This is a genomic window from Serratia sp. ASV30, from assembly GCF_016428815.1.
In the GTDB taxonomy this organism is placed as follows: Bacteria; Pseudomonadota; Gammaproteobacteria; order Enterobacterales; family Enterobacteriaceae; genus Chania; species Chania fonticola_C.
Genome location: NZ_JAELTL010000005.1, coordinates 85,694 through 104,996, shown reverse-complemented (window position 1 = coordinate 104,996; position 19,303 = coordinate 85,694). Strand labels below are relative to the sequence as shown.

At 56.9% G+C, this 19,303-nt stretch carries 17 protein-coding genes; 13 read left to right on the top strand and 4 right to left on the bottom strand.

Annotated elements, in window-relative coordinates:
• Positions 1-289: 289 nt before the first annotated feature.
• Genes JHD74_RS03445 through JHD74_RS03410 form a run of 8 tightly spaced genes read left to right on the top strand, consistent with a single transcriptional unit; the run spans position 290 to position 8,299 of the window.
• On the top strand, positions 290-1,297 hold the full coding sequence (locus JHD74_RS03445; RefSeq protein ID WP_024529754.1) for a 3-oxoacyl-[acyl-carrier-protein] synthase III C-terminal domain-containing protein: 1,008 nt from the start codon (positions 290-292) through the stop codon (positions 1,295-1,297).
• Positions 1,294-2,310, top strand: coding sequence for an NAD(P)-dependent oxidoreductase (locus JHD74_RS03440; RefSeq protein WP_199061697.1), 1,017 nt, complete (start codon positions 1,294-1,296; stop codon positions 2,308-2,310). The genes JHD74_RS03445 and JHD74_RS03440 overlap by 4 nt, the downstream gene beginning before the upstream one ends.
• Positions 2,303-3,109, top strand: coding sequence for an MBL fold metallo-hydrolase (locus tag JHD74_RS03435; RefSeq protein ID WP_074028566.1), 807 nt, complete (start codon positions 2,303-2,305; stop codon positions 3,107-3,109). The genes JHD74_RS03440 and JHD74_RS03435 overlap by 8 nt, the downstream gene beginning before the upstream one ends.
• On the top strand, positions 3,106-4,392 hold the full coding sequence (locus tag JHD74_RS03430) for a F390 synthetase-related protein (protein ID WP_199061695.1): 1,287 nt from the start codon (positions 3,106-3,108) through the stop codon (positions 4,390-4,392). Before JHD74_RS03435 ends, JHD74_RS03430 begins: the two co-directional genes overlap by 4 nt.
• Positions 4,389-5,006 carry a phosphatase PAP2 family protein gene (locus JHD74_RS03425; RefSeq protein ID WP_199061693.1) on the top strand — a complete coding sequence of 206 codons (618 nt, stop codon included), beginning with the start codon at positions 4,389-4,391 and terminating at the stop codon, positions 5,004-5,006. The genes JHD74_RS03430 and JHD74_RS03425 overlap by 4 nt, the downstream gene beginning before the upstream one ends.
• Positions 5,003-6,121, top strand: a complete 1,119-nt coding sequence (locus JHD74_RS03420; RefSeq protein WP_199061691.1) for a sterol desaturase family protein — start codon at positions 5,003-5,005, stop codon at positions 6,119-6,121. The genes JHD74_RS03425 and JHD74_RS03420 overlap by 4 nt, the downstream gene beginning before the upstream one ends.
• Positions 6,114-7,208, top strand: a complete 1,095-nt coding sequence (locus JHD74_RS03415) for an acyl-CoA desaturase (protein WP_024529748.1) — start codon at positions 6,114-6,116, stop codon at positions 7,206-7,208. The genes JHD74_RS03420 and JHD74_RS03415 overlap by 8 nt, the downstream gene beginning before the upstream one ends.
• A gap of 2 nt (positions 7,209-7,210) precedes the next feature.
• Complete coding sequence (locus tag JHD74_RS03410) at positions 7,211-8,299, top strand: acyl-CoA desaturase (RefSeq protein ID WP_024529747.1); 1,089 nt, start codon at positions 7,211-7,213, stop codon at positions 8,297-8,299.
• Positions 8,300-8,301: 2 nt separating this feature from the next.
• On the opposite strand, the gene JHD74_RS03405 is transcribed toward JHD74_RS03410, so the two are convergent.
• The 3 genes from JHD74_RS03405 to JHD74_RS03395 are packed head-to-tail and all read right to left on the bottom strand — an operon-like array spanning position 8,302 to position 10,870.
• Positions 8,302-8,445, bottom strand: coding sequence for a DUF2474 domain-containing protein (locus JHD74_RS03405; protein WP_074028769.1), 144 nt, complete (start codon positions 8,443-8,445; stop codon positions 8,302-8,304).
• Positions 8,446-8,459: 14 nt separating this feature from the next.
• Positions 8,460-9,467 carry a cytochrome d ubiquinol oxidase subunit II gene (cydB, locus tag JHD74_RS03400; protein WP_199061689.1) on the bottom strand — a complete coding sequence of 336 codons (1,008 nt, stop codon included), beginning with the start codon at positions 9,465-9,467 and terminating at the stop codon, positions 8,460-8,462.
• Between the two features lie 2 nt (positions 9,468-9,469).
• Positions 9,470-10,870, bottom strand: a complete 1,401-nt coding sequence (locus JHD74_RS03395) for a cytochrome ubiquinol oxidase subunit I (protein WP_059201082.1) — start codon at positions 10,868-10,870, stop codon at positions 9,470-9,472.
• Positions 10,871-11,011: 141 nt separating this feature from the next.
• On the opposite strand from JHD74_RS03395, the gene JHD74_RS03390 reads away from it, so the two are divergent.
• Positions 11,012-12,421 (top strand): PLP-dependent aminotransferase family protein, encoded by a 1,410-nt coding sequence (locus JHD74_RS03390; protein WP_024529744.1) that lies wholly within the window; start codon positions 11,012-11,014, stop codon positions 12,419-12,421.
• Here JHD74_RS03390 and JHD74_RS03385 read toward each other — a convergent pair.
• Positions 12,418-13,392 (bottom strand): alpha/beta hydrolase, encoded by a 975-nt coding sequence (locus tag JHD74_RS03385; protein WP_024529743.1) that lies wholly within the window; start codon positions 13,390-13,392, stop codon positions 12,418-12,420. The two genes, JHD74_RS03390 and JHD74_RS03385, sit on opposite strands and share 4 nt — an antisense overlap.
• Positions 13,393-14,143: 751 nt before the next feature.
• Between JHD74_RS03385 and JHD74_RS03380 the strand changes: the two genes are divergently transcribed.
• From JHD74_RS03380 to astB, 4 genes are read left to right on the top strand one after another with little or no spacing between them, the layout of a single operon-like run.
• Positions 14,144-15,358: an aspartate aminotransferase family protein gene (locus tag JHD74_RS03380; RefSeq protein WP_199061688.1), complete on the top strand. Its 1,215-nt coding sequence runs from the start codon at positions 14,144-14,146 to the stop codon at positions 15,356-15,358.
• A 50-nt stretch (positions 15,359-15,408) separates the two neighbouring features.
• Positions 15,409-16,443 carry an arginine N-succinyltransferase gene (gene astA / locus JHD74_RS03375; protein WP_098931916.1) on the top strand — a complete coding sequence of 345 codons (1,035 nt, stop codon included), beginning with the start codon at positions 15,409-15,411 and terminating at the stop codon, positions 16,441-16,443.
• Positions 16,443-17,915, top strand: coding sequence for a succinylglutamate-semialdehyde dehydrogenase (gene astD, locus JHD74_RS03370; protein ID WP_199061686.1), 1,473 nt, complete (start codon positions 16,443-16,445; stop codon positions 17,913-17,915). Before astA ends, astD begins: the two co-directional genes overlap by 1 nt.
• A gap of 42 nt (positions 17,916-17,957) precedes the next feature.
• Positions 17,958-19,298 carry an N-succinylarginine dihydrolase gene (gene astB, locus JHD74_RS03365; protein WP_065684253.1) on the top strand — a complete coding sequence of 447 codons (1,341 nt, stop codon included), beginning with the start codon at positions 17,958-17,960 and terminating at the stop codon, positions 19,296-19,298.
• Positions 19,299-19,303 lie beyond the last annotated feature (5 nt).

Genomic DNA, 19,303 nt, shown 5'->3' with positions numbered 1-19,303 from the left:
TTTTATCGTTGACTCAGTCTTTGATTCTGGCCTGCCTTAGCCTCCCCGAACCAGGTCAAACAGCTTATTCTTATAGATCTCTTTTCGGCGTTGATCTAGGCTGTGCCATTAGGTTAACGGCATGGTTTACCAGGTTAGTTAAGCGAACGGAATCAATCAGTAAAATTTCCTGTTAGGATTTTCATTATGCTGATGTTAAATAAGGGCTAGATCAAAAGAGCGTAAATGGTTTGATTAATTACGCTGGATGCTAAGCCAAACGAGTTAGGGATAAGCAGACTGAACACCTATGACCATTGATAACCTGTCCCACCCCGTCCTGCCGCTGAAAATCATCGCGACCGGTGCGGCGTTGCCTCCCGGCTGCATCGAATCTTCGGCGTTGGATCGGCAATTGAACAAACCCGTCGGCTATGTAGAAAAACGCTCGGGGATTATTCATCGCTTTCATGCCAGCAATCAGGCCAGCCAGGCCGAACTGGCCGTCGCCGCATTGGATGATGCGCTGGCTCGCCATGCTATCCCGCGTGACTCCATCGATCTGTTGATCTCGGCCTCGGCTATTTCCGTACAGGCATTACCCTTTAGTGCCGCGCATATTCTTAAAATCGCTGGCTTACCCTCAGGTACCGCAGGTTTTGATATCAATACCAGCTGCGTCAGCTTTATTAGCGCATTGCAGGTGGCGGCTGGGCTTCTCAACACAGGCGTTTACCGGCGAATTGCCATTGTCTCCGCCGATATCGCCTCGCGCGGTATCGACTGGGAAGATGAAGAGTCCTCACTGATTTTTGGCGATGGTGCCGCCTGTGCCATTGTGGAACGCGGCGATGGGCGCAGCGGAATTTTGTCCTACCTGATGGAAACCTATCCGGAAGGCAGCGATCTGTGTGAAATCCGCGCCGGTGGCACACGCCGTAACCCGCGCGCCGGGATGAACGACAGCGATTTTCTGTTCCATATGAAGGGCAAGCAGCTGTTCCGCCAGGCTTCTGCGCTGATAGAAGGCTACCTTGAGCGCTTGCTGAGCGCCGCAGGGCTCACCTTGCCACAAATTGCCACCGTGGTCCCGCACCAGGCCAGCCATCTCTCGCTGGAGCATATGCGTAAAAGGCTGCATGTAGCGCCAGAGGCGTTGGTGGATATCTATCGTTACCGGGGCAACCAGGTGGCGGCGTCAATTCCTTCCGCGCTGCACGAGGCGGCGATCACCGACAGGCTGAAGGCCAATCAGCCGGTAATGTTGATCGGTACCGCTGCCGGGCTGACCCTGGGCGGCATGGTTCTGCTGCCATGAAAGTCTTGATAACCGGGGCGACCAGTGGGTTAGGGCGCAATGCGGCCGAGTGGTTGTTGGCTGCCGGGCATCAGGTGCATGCTACCGGGCGTGATGAGGCCGTTGGCCGTGAGTTGGTGGTACTGGGGGCAAAGTTTACTCCGTTGGATCTGACCCGCGCCGGGATGGAACAGTGCGAACAGCTGATGAGGGGGTATGACATCGTCTGGCATTGTGCCGCTAAATCTTCCCCATGGGGCGATCGCAAGGCGTTTTTCCAGGCCAACACCTACGTCACGGAAAAGCTCGCCAAAGCCGCCGGGCGCTGCGGGGTGAAACGCTTTATCCATATCTCGACGCCGGCGATCTATTTTGATTTCAGGCATCATCACAACATTACCGAAGGTGAACCGGCCCGGCGGTTTGCCAATCATTATGCTGCCAGCAAGTATGCTGCCGAACAGAGCATTAACGCGCTGCTGCATCGCTATCCGCAAACCACCTATCTGATCCTGCGTCCGCGTGGCCTGTTTGGCCCGCATGACCGAGTGATCGTACCCAGGATCCTGGCCCAGATGCAGCGTGATAAAGGTGCTCTGCGTCTGCCCGGCGGCGGTAAAGCCTATCTGGATCTGACCTTTGTGCTCAACGTAGTGCATGCGATGGATCTGGCCAGCAACCGGGCGAACTTGCCTTCCGGCGGCATTTATAACATCACCAACCAACAGCCGCAGCGGCTGGAGGATATGCTGCACCAACTGCTGGCCCAACAGCTAGGCTGGCAATATAGGGTGCAGGCATTGCCTTACCGGCTGTTGTGGGCGGTGGCAGGGGGGATGGAATTGATAGCCCATTTCACCGGCAAAGAGCCGATGCTGACGCGCTACAGCGCGGCGGCCGCCTATTTTGATATGACGCTGGATAACAGCCGCGCGATTGAAGAACTGGGCTACCGGCCTCGTTATAGCCTGGAGCAGGGGATAGAGCTGACCGGGCAATGGATGAAACAGCAGGGGATGGCGGCGCATGGCTAATATCACCACCTTTGAAATCGGTTATTGCACCCACCTTGGCTGCATGGCACTGCGTGGCTCGCCGATGCGTAGCTGCAAATTCCCTTCTCGTGCCTACCTGCTGGAGGTGGGCGAGCGTCGCTGGCTATGGGATACCGGTTATGCCAGCTATTTCCAACAGTACACCGCCAGCGGTATTTTCCGGTTGTATAGCCAGATTACCCCGGTTTATTTCAGCCCACAGCAGGCGCTGCTTGAGCAGTTGCGTAGCCGGGGGGTAGGCGTGGGTGATATTGAGGCGGTAATTATTTCCCATTTTCATGCTGACCATATCGCTGGCCTGCGTGATTTCAGCCGTCTCAACATGATTTGTTCTGGTGAGGGCTGGCAGCAAACTCGTGAGCTGCGCGGCTTTGCCGCCCTGAAGCGGGCGTTTATACCGGGGTTGATCCCCGAGGAGTTTGAATCCGCATTGCAGTTTGTGGAGTCATTCCCGCTACAGAGTCTGCCAGCCGAACTGGCACCGTTCCAGCAGGGGTATGCACTACCAGGCAGCGAAGGGCAAATCCTCATTGTGCCTCTGCCGGGCCATGCTGCGGGCCATCTTGGAGCCTTTGTCCAAACCGATGCGGGCTGGACGCTGCTGGCAAGCGATGCCGCCTGGTCGCCGCTGAACTACCAGCAACTGCGTGGTCCTTCACGGCTGGCGAACCTGATCATGGATAATCCGCGTAGCTACTACCAAACCCTTGAAGCGCTCAACCAACTGCATCACGGCGGCGCGGCAGAGATCCTGTTGTGCCATGAGGGGGATTTATGATCCCGCTGATGACGCTGTGGCACTACCTGCGAGCGCGCAAATTGCATTTCACCGAACGGGCAGAACTGGAGGCTTACCAGGCGCGTCAGTTAAAACGCTTTGCCCGCCGGGTATTGGCGCATAGCCCCTATTTCCGGCCATACTGTCTGTTACCCGTGAGCGAATGGCCAGAAATGGACAAAGCGATCATGATGACGCATTTTGATCGGATGAATACCGCTGGGCTGCAACTGGAGGCGCTGTTGGCCTGTGCCCGGCGCAGCGAAACCGATCGCGACTTCACCCCAAAAGTGGGCAAATACAGCGTAGGTTTATCGACCGGCACCTCCGGGCGACGCGGCGTGTTTGTGGTCAGCCCGCAGGAACAGCAGATCTGGGCTGGCGGCATGCTGGCCAAAATGTTGCCGCAAGGGGTGTTTGCCGGTGAGCGGGTCGCGCTGTTTCTACGTGCGGATAACAATCTGTATCACAGCGTCAACAACCGCTGGTTGAGCCTGACGTTTTACGATCTGTTTGCTCCCTTTGCCGAGCACTTACCGCAGATTGAGCGGGAGCAACCCACCATCGTGGTCGCACCTGCGCAGGTATTGTGCGCGTTGGCTAACGCGGTCGAGCGGGGTGAACTGCAATTGCGAGTGAAGAAAGTGATCTCAGTGGCTGAGGTGCTGGAGCCGCAGGATCGCCAATTGCTAAAGCGGGTATTTGCCGACGTAGGCGAAGTCTATCAGGCCACCGAAGGTTTTCTGGCCGCTACCTGTAGCCACGGCACCTTGCATCTGAACGAAGAGTTTATTCACGTGGAGCCACAGTGGATCGATGAGCAGCGCTTTACCCCGCTGATCACCGATTTTACGCGCCGTACGCAGCCGATCGTGCGTTATCGGCTGGATGATATTCTGGTGCGGCGTGCGGAGCCTTGCCCATGCGGCCAGGCCAGCATGGCGTTGGATCGGATTGAAGGGCGCTGTGACGATCAACTCTTGCTGCCAGGATCGCAGGGCACAGCGCAGCGAGTCTTTGCCGATCTATGCCGCCGTGTGATTGCCAACGCGTTACCCGCCGTGGCCGATTATCGCCTAACCCAGTTGTCTAGCCAGCGGCTGCATCTGATGGCCGACTGTAGCCCTGCCGAGCTGGAACATTGTCAGCAGCACCTGATGGTGCTGTTTACCCAGCAAGGTATCGCGGTGCAGCAACTGGAGTGGCAACTGACCGCACAGAGCATCATGCCGCAGTTCGATGCCAAACGCCGTCGCATCGTGCGTTTGCCGGAGGCATCATGAAAGAGGTGATCTATCGCCTATGGCAAATGCTGCTGGGCTGGGGCTTTGTTGGCCTGATTTATAACAGCACTGACCGATGGCAAGGAGCGGGTTATCAGCTGACGCCGAGTTGGCTGGATCGCGCAATTCCCTTTAGCCCGCATGCTATCTGGCTATACCTGTCTTTTTTCCTGATCGTTCCGCTGTGCTATCTGCTGTGCCCGCTGAGCCGGATCAAATGGCTTAGAAGCTCGATGCAGCTTGCCGCTATTGTTGCGGGGGCCATCTATCTGCTGTGGCCGACGACGCTGGACTACCCGGTCGATCAGGGTGGTTCACTCAGCTCCACCATGCTGGCGGCATTGATCGGGATTGATTCAAAACAAAACTGTTTACCCTCGTTGCATATAGCCTTGACGGCCCTGGCCGTGTGGGCCGTGGCGGACAGTCGGAAAAAATGGCGCAGCGTGCTGTTGTCGCTTTGGGGATTGGCGATTGCCTTCTCTATCCTGCAACTGCGCCGACACCTGCTGGTGGATTTGCTCAGTGGAGCGGTGTTGGCCATGGCCGTCGGCTATGCCTGCCAACATGTTCGATGGATTGTCAGTGATTTTCGTCAGGGAGAACGACCATGACCGATCTGGTAATACCGATAGTCTTTATGCTGTGCGTGGTGCTGGGCGAAGCCCTGTGGCTGCAAAAGCGCAACCGGGGCAGCGTTGATTGGCACGATGTGATCTTCAACCTCAACTCCGGGCATATCATGCTGTGGCTGTTCCGGGGGCTGGAGATCTTCTGCTATGGCTTAGTGGCGACCCATTACAGCCTGGGCCTGGTCGATAGCTGGCCGATTGCGCTGGTGTGGCTGTTTGCCCTGCTGGCGTGGGACTTTGGTTTTTACTGGTTACACCGCCTGCATCACCGTTTCCGCCTGTTGTGGGCGGTGCATGTGGTGCATCACCAGGGCGAGCATTTCAACCTTTCGTTGGGCGTGCGTAACTCGTGGTATTCGTCATTAACGTCGATCCCGTTCTTTATGCTGCTGGCGTTGGCCGGTGTGCCGCTTTCGGTGTTTATCACCGTTTCGATCCTGCACTACGGCATTCAGCTGTTTAACCATAACGCGCTGACCCCAAAACTGGGCTGGCTGGAAAAAATCTTTGTTACCCCGGCGCACCATCGGGTGCATCACGTCAACGATCTGGCCTATTCCAACCGTAATTTTGGCGGTAGCTTTATCTTCTGGGACAAGCTGTTTGGCACCTTTGGCCCGTCGCTGCCAACCGAGCCTTTCGCCTATGGCGTACGCGGGGAGAAATCTTCGGTTAATCCGTTCTGGGCCAGCAATCAGCCGTTTTTGCGCTACTTCAAGCTGCCTTACAAACCTTCGGCCAATAGCGCCCGTTTCCGCAGCTCCGCGTGGTGTATGGTGAGTGGTGCGTTGCTGCTGTTCGCCCTGGTGCTGGGCTATGTGTATCGCTTTGGATATGGCTACAACGGCCTGACCGGCGAGCAGGCGGCACTGTTTATGCTGTTGGCGGTAGGCGCGGTAGCGTTGGGGGGGATTGCCGAAGGCCGTAGCTGGGGCGTAAAGACCTGGTTACTGGTGGCGTTGGCCGCTCCACTGTTGTTGCTGTTGGCGCTGGGGTGGCACCAACCTTACTGGTGGCTGATGACTTGCGGCATTGCGGTGCATGGCTGCGCCGTCGCCGCTGGCTGGGGACGCCAGAAGGAAGCGGTCCATGGCTGACTCTCTGCCGCCACTCTCTTTCCCTGCGGATGGGGAACAGGCGTTTCATCGTGAACTGAAACGTCGGGCCCATGCTTATCTGAGCGGCCGTGACGATCACCGCTTTGCCGATGTGGCCCGTTGGATCAAGGCTATCGTCCTGCTGTTGTTGTGCGTGGGTTTCTACCTGCTCAGCCTGATGCAACAGCAGGGGCTGGCGTTTATGCTGTGTTACTTTGCCTTTGTCATGATGGGCATGTTGCTGAACGTTAACGTCAATCATGACGCTTCGCATAACGCGTTCGCCCGCACTCCTTGGGTGAATCGCCTGGCGGGGCGTCTGGTGACGATCCCGCTGGGGGTCGATCCGGACTATTGGCGGACACGGCACGTCAGCTATCACCATGTGTATGCCAACGTCGAACATTACGATCTGGACACCGAAGAGAACGGCTTTTTCCGCCAGACGCCGTTCCAGCAATGGCGGGCGCACATGCGCTATCAGCACCTTTACTGGCCGCTGATTGCTGCCTTGTCGCTGCCCTATATTGCGCTGGTGTTTGATTGGTCAGACCGGTTGGGCAAAACCCCGCTGGCCACCGAGGGTGTACTGGCCGGGCGCAAGGGCTGGGCGGTGTTTATTGCCAGCAAACTGTGCCACATAGTGGTGGTGCTGGTGATCCCGTTGGTGGTTTGCCAGCAACACGGTATCGGCTGGCAAACGGTGCTGATCGCTTATCTGTTGAGCCAGATGCTGGCCTCGCTGCTGGTGGTGTTCTTACTGTTGGGTACCCACTGGGCGCAGGCCGAGTTTTACGCGGTGCCAGAGGGGGGGCAAATGCCGCAGGGCTGGTATCGGCATAACTTTGCCACCGCCTGCGACTGGGAAACCTCGCCAAAGTGGTTGCACCATCTGACAGGTGGGCTGAATTATCATCTCACCCATCATCTGTTCCCCGGCTGGAATCACCGCCATTATCCCGCGCTGGCCGCCATCCTGGCTGAACTCGCGCCACGCTATGCCATGGATTATCGCTGCATCGGCTATCGCGAACTGTTGCAACAGCAGCAACGCTTCCTACGTACGATGGGGCAACAGCCACGATGAAAATGCCAGACACCACGCCGTTGCGGCCCTTGGCGTTCCAACGGGAGAACCGCGACATTCATCTGGCGCTGATGCGTGGCAGCCAGGCTTATCTGGCGGAGCGGGGCGACCACCGCTTTGCCGACCGCGGGATGTTCGCCAAAGTGTTGCTGCTGATCCTGGTGTGCGCGGGCTTTTATGCACTCAGTTTGCAACAGCAAAATGCCTGGGCCTATTTCGGTTGCTACGTCGGCTTTATTTTCTCTGCCATGATGTTGACGGTGAACGTGGTGCACGACGCCTCACACAATGCCTTTTTCAAACAGGCACGGCTGAACCACTGGCTTAACTTTATTGTGAGCATCCCGTTGGGGCTGGATGCGGACTGTTGGCGGGTGCGCCACGTCATTTTCCACCATGCCTACAACAACATTGAAGGTTACGATCCGGATATCGAGCCGAATGGCGTGCTGCGGCAAACGCCGTTCCAGCAGCGCAAAACCTTTATGCGTTTGCAGCAATACTACTGGCCGATAGTGGCGGCACTGACTTTCCCGTATTACATCTGGCTGTTTGACTGGTTGGATCGGGCTGGCAAAACGCGCATGACGCCCAAGATGATGTTGCAGGGGAGCAAAGGCTGGAGTGTTTTCTTGCTGAGCAAGCTGGCGCACTTCACGTTGGCGTTGGCAATCCCGCTATGGCTGATGCCGCCTGAGGTTAGCGCCATGGCGATCTGGTTGACTTACCTGCTGAGCCAGATGCTGTCGTCGTTGGTGTTTGTGATGTTGATTGTCGGTACCCATTGGGCCAAAGCCAATTTTTATCAGGTTCCCGAGCAGGGCAAGATGGTGCATGGCTGGTATCAACATCTGTTTTCCACCACCTTCGACTGGCAGGCCACGCCACGCTGGGTTGGCTACTGGCTGGGCGGTGCCAACCTGCACCTGACCCACCATCTGTTCCCGCATTGGAGCCATCGGCATTACCCGGCTCTGGCGAAGATTATTGCCGAAGTCGCTGCTCAGCATGGGCTGGATTATCAGTGCCTGGATCTGAAAACGCTGTTGCAGATGCAACAGCGTTTTTTGGGGATGATGGGGAAACCGTAAAGTTATTCCGGCTTCATCCCGGCGGCGGTCATCAGCAGGCGGAATAGCGAAGCGACCAAAAATAGCCCCAGAACGCTGGCACTCCAGATAATCACCAACCAGCCGACGCGTTTCCACCAGGGAATAGTGGCGGTGTTCTCATTCATCGTCTTATTCATCATCAATGATACCCATCCTCATGGCTCACCTTGCCGCGGAACACGTAGTAGCTCCAGAAGGTGTAAACCAAAATAATCGGAATAATAAACAGTGCGCCCACCAGCATGAAGCCCAGGCTTTGTAGCGGTGCAGCGGCTTGCCACAGGGTGATAGTCGGCGGGATCAGCAGCGGCCAGATGCTGATACCCAGGCCGCTTAGCCCCAGAAACACTAGCAACAGCGTCAGCAGGAACGGCGAGTAGTGGGCATCGTGGCGTACGCCGTGCCAGATCCCCCAGGCGCTGAGCAACACCAGCAGCGGCACCGGCAGCAGCCAGAACAGGTTCGGCAGGCTGAACCAGCGGGTCGCAATTTCAGGGTGAGCGATTGGCGTCCAGACGCTGACGGCCAGCAGGATTAGCAGCAGGCTAACCAACAGCGGTGTGGTCAGACGATGCATCCGGGCCTGCAGGTTTCCCGCTGTTTTCATGACCAACCAGGTGCAGCCGAGTAACGCATAGGTCACTACCAGGCCCAAACCGCAGAACAGGGCGAACGGAGTGAACCAGTCGAAGGGGCCGCCAACATAGGCGCGGCCTTCCACCGGGAAGCCGTCGATAATCGCCCCGACGACCACGCCCTGGCAGAAGGTGGCCAGGATTGAGCCGCCGATAAACGCCTTGTCCCAAATATGGCGTTTCTCCGGTTTGGCCTTGAAGCGGAACTCAAAGGCCACGCCGCGGAAGATCAGGCCAAACAGCATTAGTGTGAGGGGAATGGCCAACGCATCCAGGATCACCGCATACGCCAGTGGGAAAGCCCCAAACAGGGCGGCCCCGCCAAGCACCAGCCAGGTTTCGTTGCCGTCCCATACCGGTGCCACGGTATTCATCATTACGTCGCGATCGTGGCTGTCTTTCACCCACGGGAACAGAATGCCGATGCCCAGATCAAAGCCGTCCATGACCACGTACATCATGGTGCTGAACACGATGATCACAAACCAAATCAGCGGAAGATCGATACCCATGTTCAGCTCCTGTCGTCCAAAGTTTCGTGTACCGCTGAGAGCGGGCGTGCCGGTGTGCCGTGGCCGCTTGGCTCGTCACCTTCATGGGCCTGCGGGCCTTTGCGGATCAGGCGCATCATGTAGGAATAACCGACGCCAAACACTGAGCAGTAGACGGCGATAAAGGCCAGCAGGCTCACACTCATATGGATGTCGCCATGGGCAGAGACGGCATCGGCGGTGCGTTGCAGCCCGTAGACGACCCACGGCTGGCGGCCAATCTCGGTGGTGAACCACCCCGCCAGCAAGGCAATCAGCCCTGAAGGCCCCATCCACAGAATGAAGTACAGGAAGGGTTTGGACTGATAGAGTCCGCCGCGCCAGCGTAGCCACAGGCTCCACACGCCAGCCAGGATCATCAGCATGCCCAGCGCCACCATGATGCGGAACGACCAGAACACCACGGTGGAATTCGGGCGATCTTCCGGTGCGAAGGATTTCAACGCCGGAACCTGCTCGGTGAGGCTGTGGGTAAGGATCAGGCTGCCTAGATAAGGAATTTCCACCTTGAAACGGGTTTCTTCACGCTCCATATCCGGCCATCCGAACAGGATCAACGGCGTGGCCTCTCCTGGCGGGTTCTCCCAGTGGCCTTCGATGGCGGCGATTTTGGCCGGTTGATATTTCAGCGTATTGAGACCGTGTGCGTCGCCGATCACCGCCTGAATAGGGGCGACGATCAGTGCCATCCACATGGCCATCGACAGCATCTTGCGCATGGCTGGCGTATCACGGCCACGCAGCAGGTGCCAGGCCGCTGAGGCACCGATAAAGAAGGCCGACGACAGGAATGCCGCAGTGGTCATATGCAGCAGGCGGTAAGGGAAGGACGGGTTGAAGATCACTTTGAACCAGTCAACCGGTACGACGACTCCATTGATGATCTCGTGCCCCTGCGGGGTCTGCATCCAGCTGTTGGAAGCCAGGATCCAGAAGGTAGAGATCAGCGTGCCGAGTGCTACCATACAGGTAGCGAAGAAGTGCAGGCCGGGGCCAACACGATTCCAGCCAAACAGCATCACGCCCAGGAATCCGGCTTCGAGGAAGAAGGCGGTCAGTACTTCATAAGTCAGCAATGGGCCGGTGATACTGCCGGCAAATTCGGAGAAAAAGCTCCAGTTGGTGCCGAACTGATAGGCCATCACCAGGCCGGAAACCACGCCCATGCCAAAGTTGACGGCGAAGATTTTGGACCAGAAGTGGTACAGGTCTCGGTAAGCCTGATTGCCGGTTTTCAGCCATAGGCCTTCGAGCACCGCCAGATAGCTGGCCATACCGATGGTGATCGCCGGGAAGATAATATGGAAGGAAACGGTGAAGGCGAACTGGATCCGTGCCAGCTCCAATGCATCAAGTCCGAACATGGAGCCTCCTTGATTTGTTCATAATCGGCCTCTTAGGAAAGCGAAAGCTTGCTTATTAAAACTTGCGCTAAGTAGAGCATGGAGTAGAGTAACGATAACAGTGACAGTTATTTTACTTTTTCCTATAACAGTTGGAATTGTATGACCAGATATGAACAGCTTGCCCAGCAGATCCGCGAACAGATCCAGAACCGGGTATGGCGTGCCGGGGACAAACTGCCCTCGCTGCGGGAAAGTGGTAAACGTGCCGGGCTGAGCCTGATGACGGTGGTGCAGTCATACCAGCTACTGGAAAGCCAGGGCTGGATCGTAGCGCGGCCTCAGTCTGGTTACTATGTGGCGGCCCGTTCACAGGCGTTACCGCAGCCCATCCGGGGTGAAAAACTGCTGGTGAGCGAACAGGTGGATATCAACGCCTTTATCTTTGACGTGCTGCAAGCCTGTAAGGATCCAGAAATTGTGCCCTTCGGCTCGGCTTTCCCGGATGCCACCCTGTTTATGCAACCCAAGTTGGCCAGGGCGCTGAGCAGCGTCGCCCGGAAATTCACGCCTCACAGTTCGCTTGCTAATTTGCCACCCGGCAACGAGGCATTGCGTCGCCATATTGCCCAACGCTATGCGCTGAATGGGATGCAGGTCTCCCCAGATGAGATTGTGATCACCGCCGGGGCGATGGAGTCGTTAAGCCTCAGCCTGCAAGCGGTGACGCAGCCGGGGGACACGGTGGCGATTGAATCCCCGGCATTTTACGGCGCGTTGCAGGCGCTGGAACGCCTGAAGCTGAAAGCGGTGGCGATCGCTACCCACCCGCAGCACGGGATCGATCTGGATTCGTTACAGCAGGCGATTGAGCAGTATCCGATCAAGGCCTGCTGGTTGATGACCCATTTCCAGAACCCGCAAGGGTCGAGCATGTCGGACGAGAATAAAAAACGGCTGGTGACGATGCTGCGTGAGCATCAGATCTCGTTGCTGGAAGATGATGTGTACGGCGAGCTTTATTTCAGCGCCGAGCGGCCCTTGCCTGCCAAGGCGTTGGATCAGGGCGGACAGATTTTGCACTGTTCGTCGTTCTCAAAATGTCTGGCTCCGGGGTTCCGTGTGGGCTGGGTGGCGGCAGGGCGATATGCGCCGCAGATCCAGCGCTTGCAACTTATGAGCACTGTTTCAACCAGCGTGCCGACCCAGATGGCGATCGCCGATTATCTGCTGCATGGCGGCTATGATACCCATCTGCGTCGCCTGCGGCGTTTATTGGCCCAGCGCCAAAGCGCCATGCATCAGGCGATCGCCCATCACTTCCCGCCAACGGTGAAGGTCAGCCAGCCGGACGGAGGCTATTTCCTGTGGCTGGAGCTGGAGGCGACACAGTCTTCCATGGAGCTTTACCAGCGTGCGCTGGCAGAGGGCATCAGTATTGCGCCGGGGCGAATGTTCACTACCGGCGATCGTTTCAACCACTGTTTTCGCCTGAACGCCTCTTTCGAGTGGAGCGACAGGCTTGAAACCGCCATCAAGACCTTGGCCAGGCTGATCCGTAACCTGGGCTAGGCCAGATAATGCTTCAATGCGCGTCCGGCCTGATGAATAGCCGAATGGACCGCCGGAACCTGGGCGAGCGGGTTTAACAGGCCGTAATCGTGGATCAGCCCATTGTAGCGGGTGGCGGTCACCTCGACGCCAGCCGCGTTCAGCAGGCGGGCGTAGGCTTCCCCCTCATCCCGCAGTACGTCCAGTTCGGCGGTTTGGATCAGCGCAGGTGGCAGCCCTTGCAGCTGTTCCAGGCTCGCATTGAGCGGTGAGGCGTAGATCTCCTTACGCTGGGCCTTGTCGGTGGTGTAGTTGTCCCAAAACCACTTCATCATATTGCGCGTCAGGAAATGGCCTTCGGCAAACTGATGATAGGAATCGCGATCAAAACTGGCGTGGGTGACCGGCCACAGCAGGATTTGGCAGCGCAGTGCCGGTGTGCCTCGCGCTTTAGCCATCAGGCTCACCACCGTCGCCATGTTACCGCCAACGCTATTGCCCACTACCGCCAGTCGGCTGCCATCGACGTTGATTTTCTCTCCGTATTCCGCCACCCATTCCGTGGCCGCGTAGGCTTGCTCGATGGCGGTGGGATAGTGGGCTTCTGGTGACGGTGTGTAATTGACAAATACCGCTACCGCTCCTGAGCTGTAAACCAGATCGCGCACCAATCGTTCGTGGGTCGGGAAGTCGCCCAATACCCAACCTCCGCCGTGGAAAAACATAAATACCGGCAATTTACCTTTCACTCGTGGCGGGCGCACGATGTGCAGCAGGATGTCCTGACCGGCCACGTGAATGGTTTTTTCTTCAATTTCGACCTCACGCTGTACCACCTCCACGCTGCGTTGTGCGCCTTCCAACACCTTACGTGCCTCTTTCGGCTTCATCTGTTCCATCGGTTTGCCGCCGCTGGCATTTAACTGCGCCAGAAAGGCGGCTACGTCTTTAACCGCTGCGGGCTGGGTGGCATCAAAGGTTTTTTTGCTCATGTTGGGATCCTAAGGTTGAGGAGGAACATTGAGTAGGGGATAGCTTAACAGTGTAGTCAAAGACTGGGGGTTAACCCGTAGGGAGACCGATCATTAGACCATAACAAGTTTCAGATCCACTCGAACGGTCCCCTCCCCAAGGACGAATACCCAGATAAACCGTGGCACGGACTGTCTCTCTCCCTCCCTGTGGGAGAGGATTAGGGTGAGGGGGCGCGTTGCTGCGCTAAATGAGGGCGCATTGCACGATTGCGGTGCAAAAGGGCGGCGATCCCGCCATCTGGCGTAATTATTTTTGCGAGCAGGATCAGAAAAGTGGAAGAATTTTGCGATTGAATAGGATTTCTCCGGTGCTGATGATTTTAGGCCCTATTTTTGCCTTTAATCATTACAAATGCATAATTATTGAATATTTATGCAATATAACTCCTTGTTTTAACGAAAAAAATTAGTAAATCCGTCAAAAATCCCGTTCTGGCACGATAGCTGCTCTACACTATTTATCAAATGGGCTGTATTTTAACTACTTATTAACATTTATTCCCCGCTCCGGGGTGCTAAATGCGGCATTAATAGTGAATAACCGATTTTATGTAACAGGTTTGTATCTGAATAGGCGGCGGTGAGCAGCATTATCGTCGGCCGGAAAAGACACCGAATAATAGGGTTAATTTGCTTTTTCGCCGGTCTTGCGCCGCCAGAGCGGTCCTTACCGCCAAAATTCAGCCTTTGCTGACGTTATGAGGTCATTATGGAACAGCCAATCGCAGTTACCCGCCAGTCTTTCGACGACTGGATGATCCCGGTTTATGCCCCTGCGGATTTTATTTTGGTGCGGGGAGAAGGCTCACAGGTTTGGGATCAGCAGGGGAAATCCTATATTGATTTCGCCGGAGGCATTGCCGTCAATGCTCTGGGCCACGCCCATCCGCAGGTGTTAGCGGCGCTGGTCGAACAGGCAGGCAAGCTTTGGCATCTGGGCAACGGTTATACCAACGAGCCGGTGTTGCGCCTGGCCAAACAGCTGATTGATGCCACCTTTGCCGACAAAGTATTTTTCTGCAACTCCGGCGCAGAAGCTAACGAAGCCGCGCTGAAGCTGGCGCGCAAATATGCCCTGGATAGTGGCAACAGAGAAAAGAATCAGATCGTCGCGTTCAATAACGCGTTTCATGGCCGCACCCTGTTTACCGTGTCTGCCGGGGGCCAACCAAAATATTCACAGGATTTTGCGCCACTGCCTGGCGGTATTACCCACACGCCGTTTAACGATCTGGCGGCGGCTGCGCAAGTGATTAATGACCGTACCTGCGCGGTGATCGTTGAGCCGATTCAGGGTGAGGGCGGTGTGGTACCGGCACAAGCGCAATTCCTGCAAGGGTTGCGTGAACTTTGCGATCGCCACGGCGCACTGCTGATCTTTGATGAGGTGCAAACCGGCGTGGGCCGAACAGGTTCGCTGTATGCCTACATGAATTACGGGATAGTGCCGGACGTGTTGACCACCGCCAAGGCTTTGGGCGGCGGTTTCCCAATCGGCGCGATGATCACTACCGACAAACTGGCGAAAACCCTGGGCGTTGGCACTCACGGCACCACCTACGGCGGTAACCCGCTGGCGGCGGCGGTAGCTGGGGTGGTGTTCTCGCTGATTAACACTCCGGAAGTACTTGATGGGGTGAAGCAGCGTCTCGAGTGGTTTATCGCCGGGCTCACGGAAATCAACCTACAGTATCCGATCTTTAGCGAAATCCGCGGGGCGGGGCTGTTAATTGGTTGCGCTCTGAACCCGGAATATGCCGGTAGAGCCAAGCAGATCACCCAACTGGCTAACGAGGAGGGGGTGATAGCCCTGATCGCAGGCCCGGACGTGGTGCGCTTTACGCCTTCGCTGATCATCCCTGAACAGGATGTGAAAGAGGGGCTGGCGCGATTCGCGCGTGCTGTGGCGCGGATTTGCAGCTAATCAAGGCGGCTGCGCCCGGTGCGCAGCCGATGACTTCCGAGGTTCGCATTATGATGATTATCCGCCCCATAGAGCGTCGTGACCTGGCTGACCTGCTGACGCTCGCCGGTAAATCCGGTATTGGCCTCACCTCTTTGCCGCAGAATGAAGAGACGCTGTCGGCACGTATTGAGCGGGCGTTAAAAACCTGGCAAGGCGAACTTCCCCAAAGCGATCGCTGCTATCTGTTTGTGATGGAGGATACTGAACGGCAACAGGTCGTAGGCGTCAGTGCGATCGAAGTCGCGGTTGGGTTGACCGAACCCTGGTATAGCTTCCGCGTGGGTACCCAGGTGCATGCCTCAAAGCAGCTTAATGTCTATAAATCGGTGCCAACGCTGTTTTTAAGCAACGATCATACCGGCCATTCGGAGCTCTGTACGCTGTTCCTCGATCCGGACTACCGCCATGGCGAGAATGGCAAACTGCTGTCAAAGGTCCGCTTCCTGTTTATGGCCGCATTTCGTAATCAATTCTCCCGCAAAGTGATCGCGGAAATGCGAGGTTATTCCGATGAGAATGGCCGTTCCCCCTTCTGGGAAAGCGTTGGCCGCCACTTCTTTTCTATCGAGTTCGCCAAGGCGGACTATCTCAGCGGCACCGGGCAAAAGGCGTTTATCGCCGAACTGATGCCGAAACACCCGCTGTACGTCGACTTTCTGGCCGAAGATGCGCAGAAGGTGATCGGCGAAGTTCACCCGCAAACCGCACCAGCGCGCAAGCTGCTGGAAGCCGAAGGGCTGCGCTACCAGGGCTACGTCGATATCTTTGACGGAGGCCCGACGCTGGAAGCCGAGATCGACGAGATCCGCGCGGTCAAGCGCAGCAAACTGGTGAAGGTGGTGCTGGATGATGCACAGGTATTCAGCGAGGCTCCGGCCTACCTGGTGGCCAACGACAACTATCAGAATTATCGCGCCCTGTTGGTACATGCCCAACTGCATGATGATCGCCTGCGTATCAACGCCGAGACGGCTGCGGCGCTGGGCGTCGAACAGGGGAGCCCGGTACGGGTCATCAAGCTTATCGCTCAGGAGAAAGTGTAATGTCGCATCCTGCATTGTTAATTAATGGCGTCTGGCTGGCTGGCCGGGGCGCTGAATTCAGCAAAACCGATCCGTTGGATAACCTGCCGCTGTGGCAAGCCAATTCGGCTAATATTGACGACGTGACTGCGGCCTGCACAGCTGCACGCGAGGCTTTTCCTGCTTGGGCGCGCACGCCGTTTGCACAGCGCGAACAGTTGGTAAAACGCTTCGCGGCGTTGCTGGAAGAGCATAAACAACATCTGGCCGAGACCATCAGCCGTGAAACCATTAAACCTCGCTGGGAAACCTTGACCGAAGTCCAGGCGATGATTGGCAAGGTGGACATTTCATTACAGGCCTATCAGGCGCGTACTGGGGTGACGGAAACGGCGATGGCCGACGGAGCCTCGGTGTTACGCCATCGGCCGCATGGCGTGCTGGCGGTGTTTGGCCCGTATAACTTCCCTGGTCACTTACCGAATGGGCATATCGTTCCGGCGCTGCTGGCGGGCAACTGCGTGGTGTTCAAACCCAGCGAATTGACGCCGTTGACGGCGGAGGTGACGTTACAGCTGTGGCTGCAGGCGGGTTTGCCGAATGGGGTGATCAATCTGGTGCAAGGTGGACGTGAAACCGGTGAGGCCTTGGCAAGCTGTGCCGATATTGATGGGCTGCTGTTTACCGGCAGTGCTGGCACCGGCTATCACCTGCATCGCCAATTGGCCGGTCAGCCAGAAAAGATCCTGGCGTTGGAGATGGGTGGCAACAACGCGCTGATCGTCGAACAGGTAGAAGATTGTGACGCGGCGGTGAATCTGGCCATTCAATCGGCGTTTATTTCTGCCGGACAGCGCTGTACCTGTGCTCGTCGTATTTTGGTGAAAAGCGGGCCGCAGGGCGATGCCTTTATTACACGCCTGGTTCAGGTGGCATCTACGCTGCGCATCGGCCGTTGGGATGCTGAACCTCAGCCGTTTATGGGCGGGGTGATTTCCTCCGCTGCGGCAGAGAACATGCTGGCAGCTCAGCACCATCTGTTGGCATTGGGCGGCAAAGCTTTGTTGACCATGAAATCGCTGGAAAGCGGCAGCGCGTTATTAAGCCCTGGCATTATCGATGTGACCGGCGTGGCGGACGTGCCAGACGAAGAATATTTTGGCCCGCTGACCACGATCATTCGTTACGACCATTTCGACCAGGCGCTGCGCATGGCTAATAACACGCGCTATGGCCTGTCCGTTGGTCTGGTGTCCCCGCAGCGGGAGCAGTTCGAACGGCTGTTGCTGGAGGCGCGAGCCGGTATTGTCAACTGGAACAAGCCGCTGACCGGGGCTTCTAGTGCGGCACCTTTCGGTGGTGTAGGAGCTTCCGGCAACCATCGTCCAAGTGCGTTCTATGCGGCAGATTACTGCGCTTGGCCGATGGCTTCGCTGGAAAGTGCCAGTCTGACGCTGCCAACCAGCCTGTCACCGGGCCTGATATTTAACTGATCTGCCCCAGGCATTACCGTTCGCAGTCTACAGGAGAGCAAAATGTCCGGATATGAAGTCAATTTTGATGGGTTGGTTGGCTTGACGCACCACTATGCCGGGCTGTCGTTTGGCAACGAGGCTTCGACGCAGCACCGTAACAGCGTGTCGAACCCCAAGCTGGCGGCAAAGCAGGGGCTGCTGAAAATGAAAGCGCTGGCAGATATGGGCTTCCAGCAGGGCGTGTTGCCACCGCAGGAACGGCCTCATCTCCCTACGCTACGTAAATTGGGCTTCAGCGGCAGCGACGAAAGCGTACTGGCCCAGGCGATGCGCACCTCACCGCGCCTGCTCTCGGCGCTTAGTTCGGCTTCATCCATGTGGACGGCCAATGCCGCGACGGTTTCACCTTCGCCAGACAGTCAGGATGGTAAAGTGCATTTCACCGCCGCCAACCTGAATAACAAATTCCATCGCGCGATTGAGGCCGAAACCACCTCCAGCGTGCTGCGTGCCATCTTTAAAGATGAGCAATACTTTGCTCACCATGATGCCTTACCGCAGGTGGCACTCTTTGGGGATGAGGGCGCCGCCAACCATAACCGCCTTGGGGGCGACTATGCCAAACGCGGGGTGCAGGTTTTTGTGTATGGAAAGCAGGAGTTTGGCGGGGAAAGTGCTCCCACGCGTTACCCGGCTCGCCAGACGCGCGAGGCCAGTGAGGCGATCGCCCGCCTGCATCAGTTGCACGAGCAACACACGGTATTTCTGCAACAAAATCCGGCGGTGATCGACCAGGGCGTTTTTCATAACGACGTGATCGCCGTCAGCAATCAGCAGGTGCTGTTCCATCATCAGCAGGCGTTCCTGCACCAGCAGCAGGGGCTGGATCAAATCCGCCGCAAGATGGCCTCGCTGGAGACGGAACTGGTGGCGATAGAAGTGCCAACCTCCCGTGTCAGCGTAGGGGATGCGGTGGCGACCTACCTGTTTAACAGCCAGATCCTGACCAAAGCCGATGGCAAGATGATGATCGTGGTGCCGGAAGAGTCCCGCCAGCATCCTGGCGTTTGGCATTATCTGTCGGAGATGGTGGCCAGCGGTGGGCCAATCGACGAGATCAAGGTGTTCGACCTGCGCGAAAGTATGCGCAACGGCGGTGGCCCGGCTTGCCTGCGTTTACGCGTGGCGCTGAACGGTGCCGAGTTGAGGGCGGTGAACCCACGGGTGATGATGAACGATACGCTGTTTGCCACCCTGAACGACTGGGTAGACCGCTATTACCGCGATCGTCTGGTACAGGAGGATCTGGCAGACCCGCAACTGCTGCATGAAGGGCGTGCGGCGCTGGATGCCCTGACTTCTATCCTTGGGCTGGGTAATGTTTACCCGTTCCAACAGTAACCGGA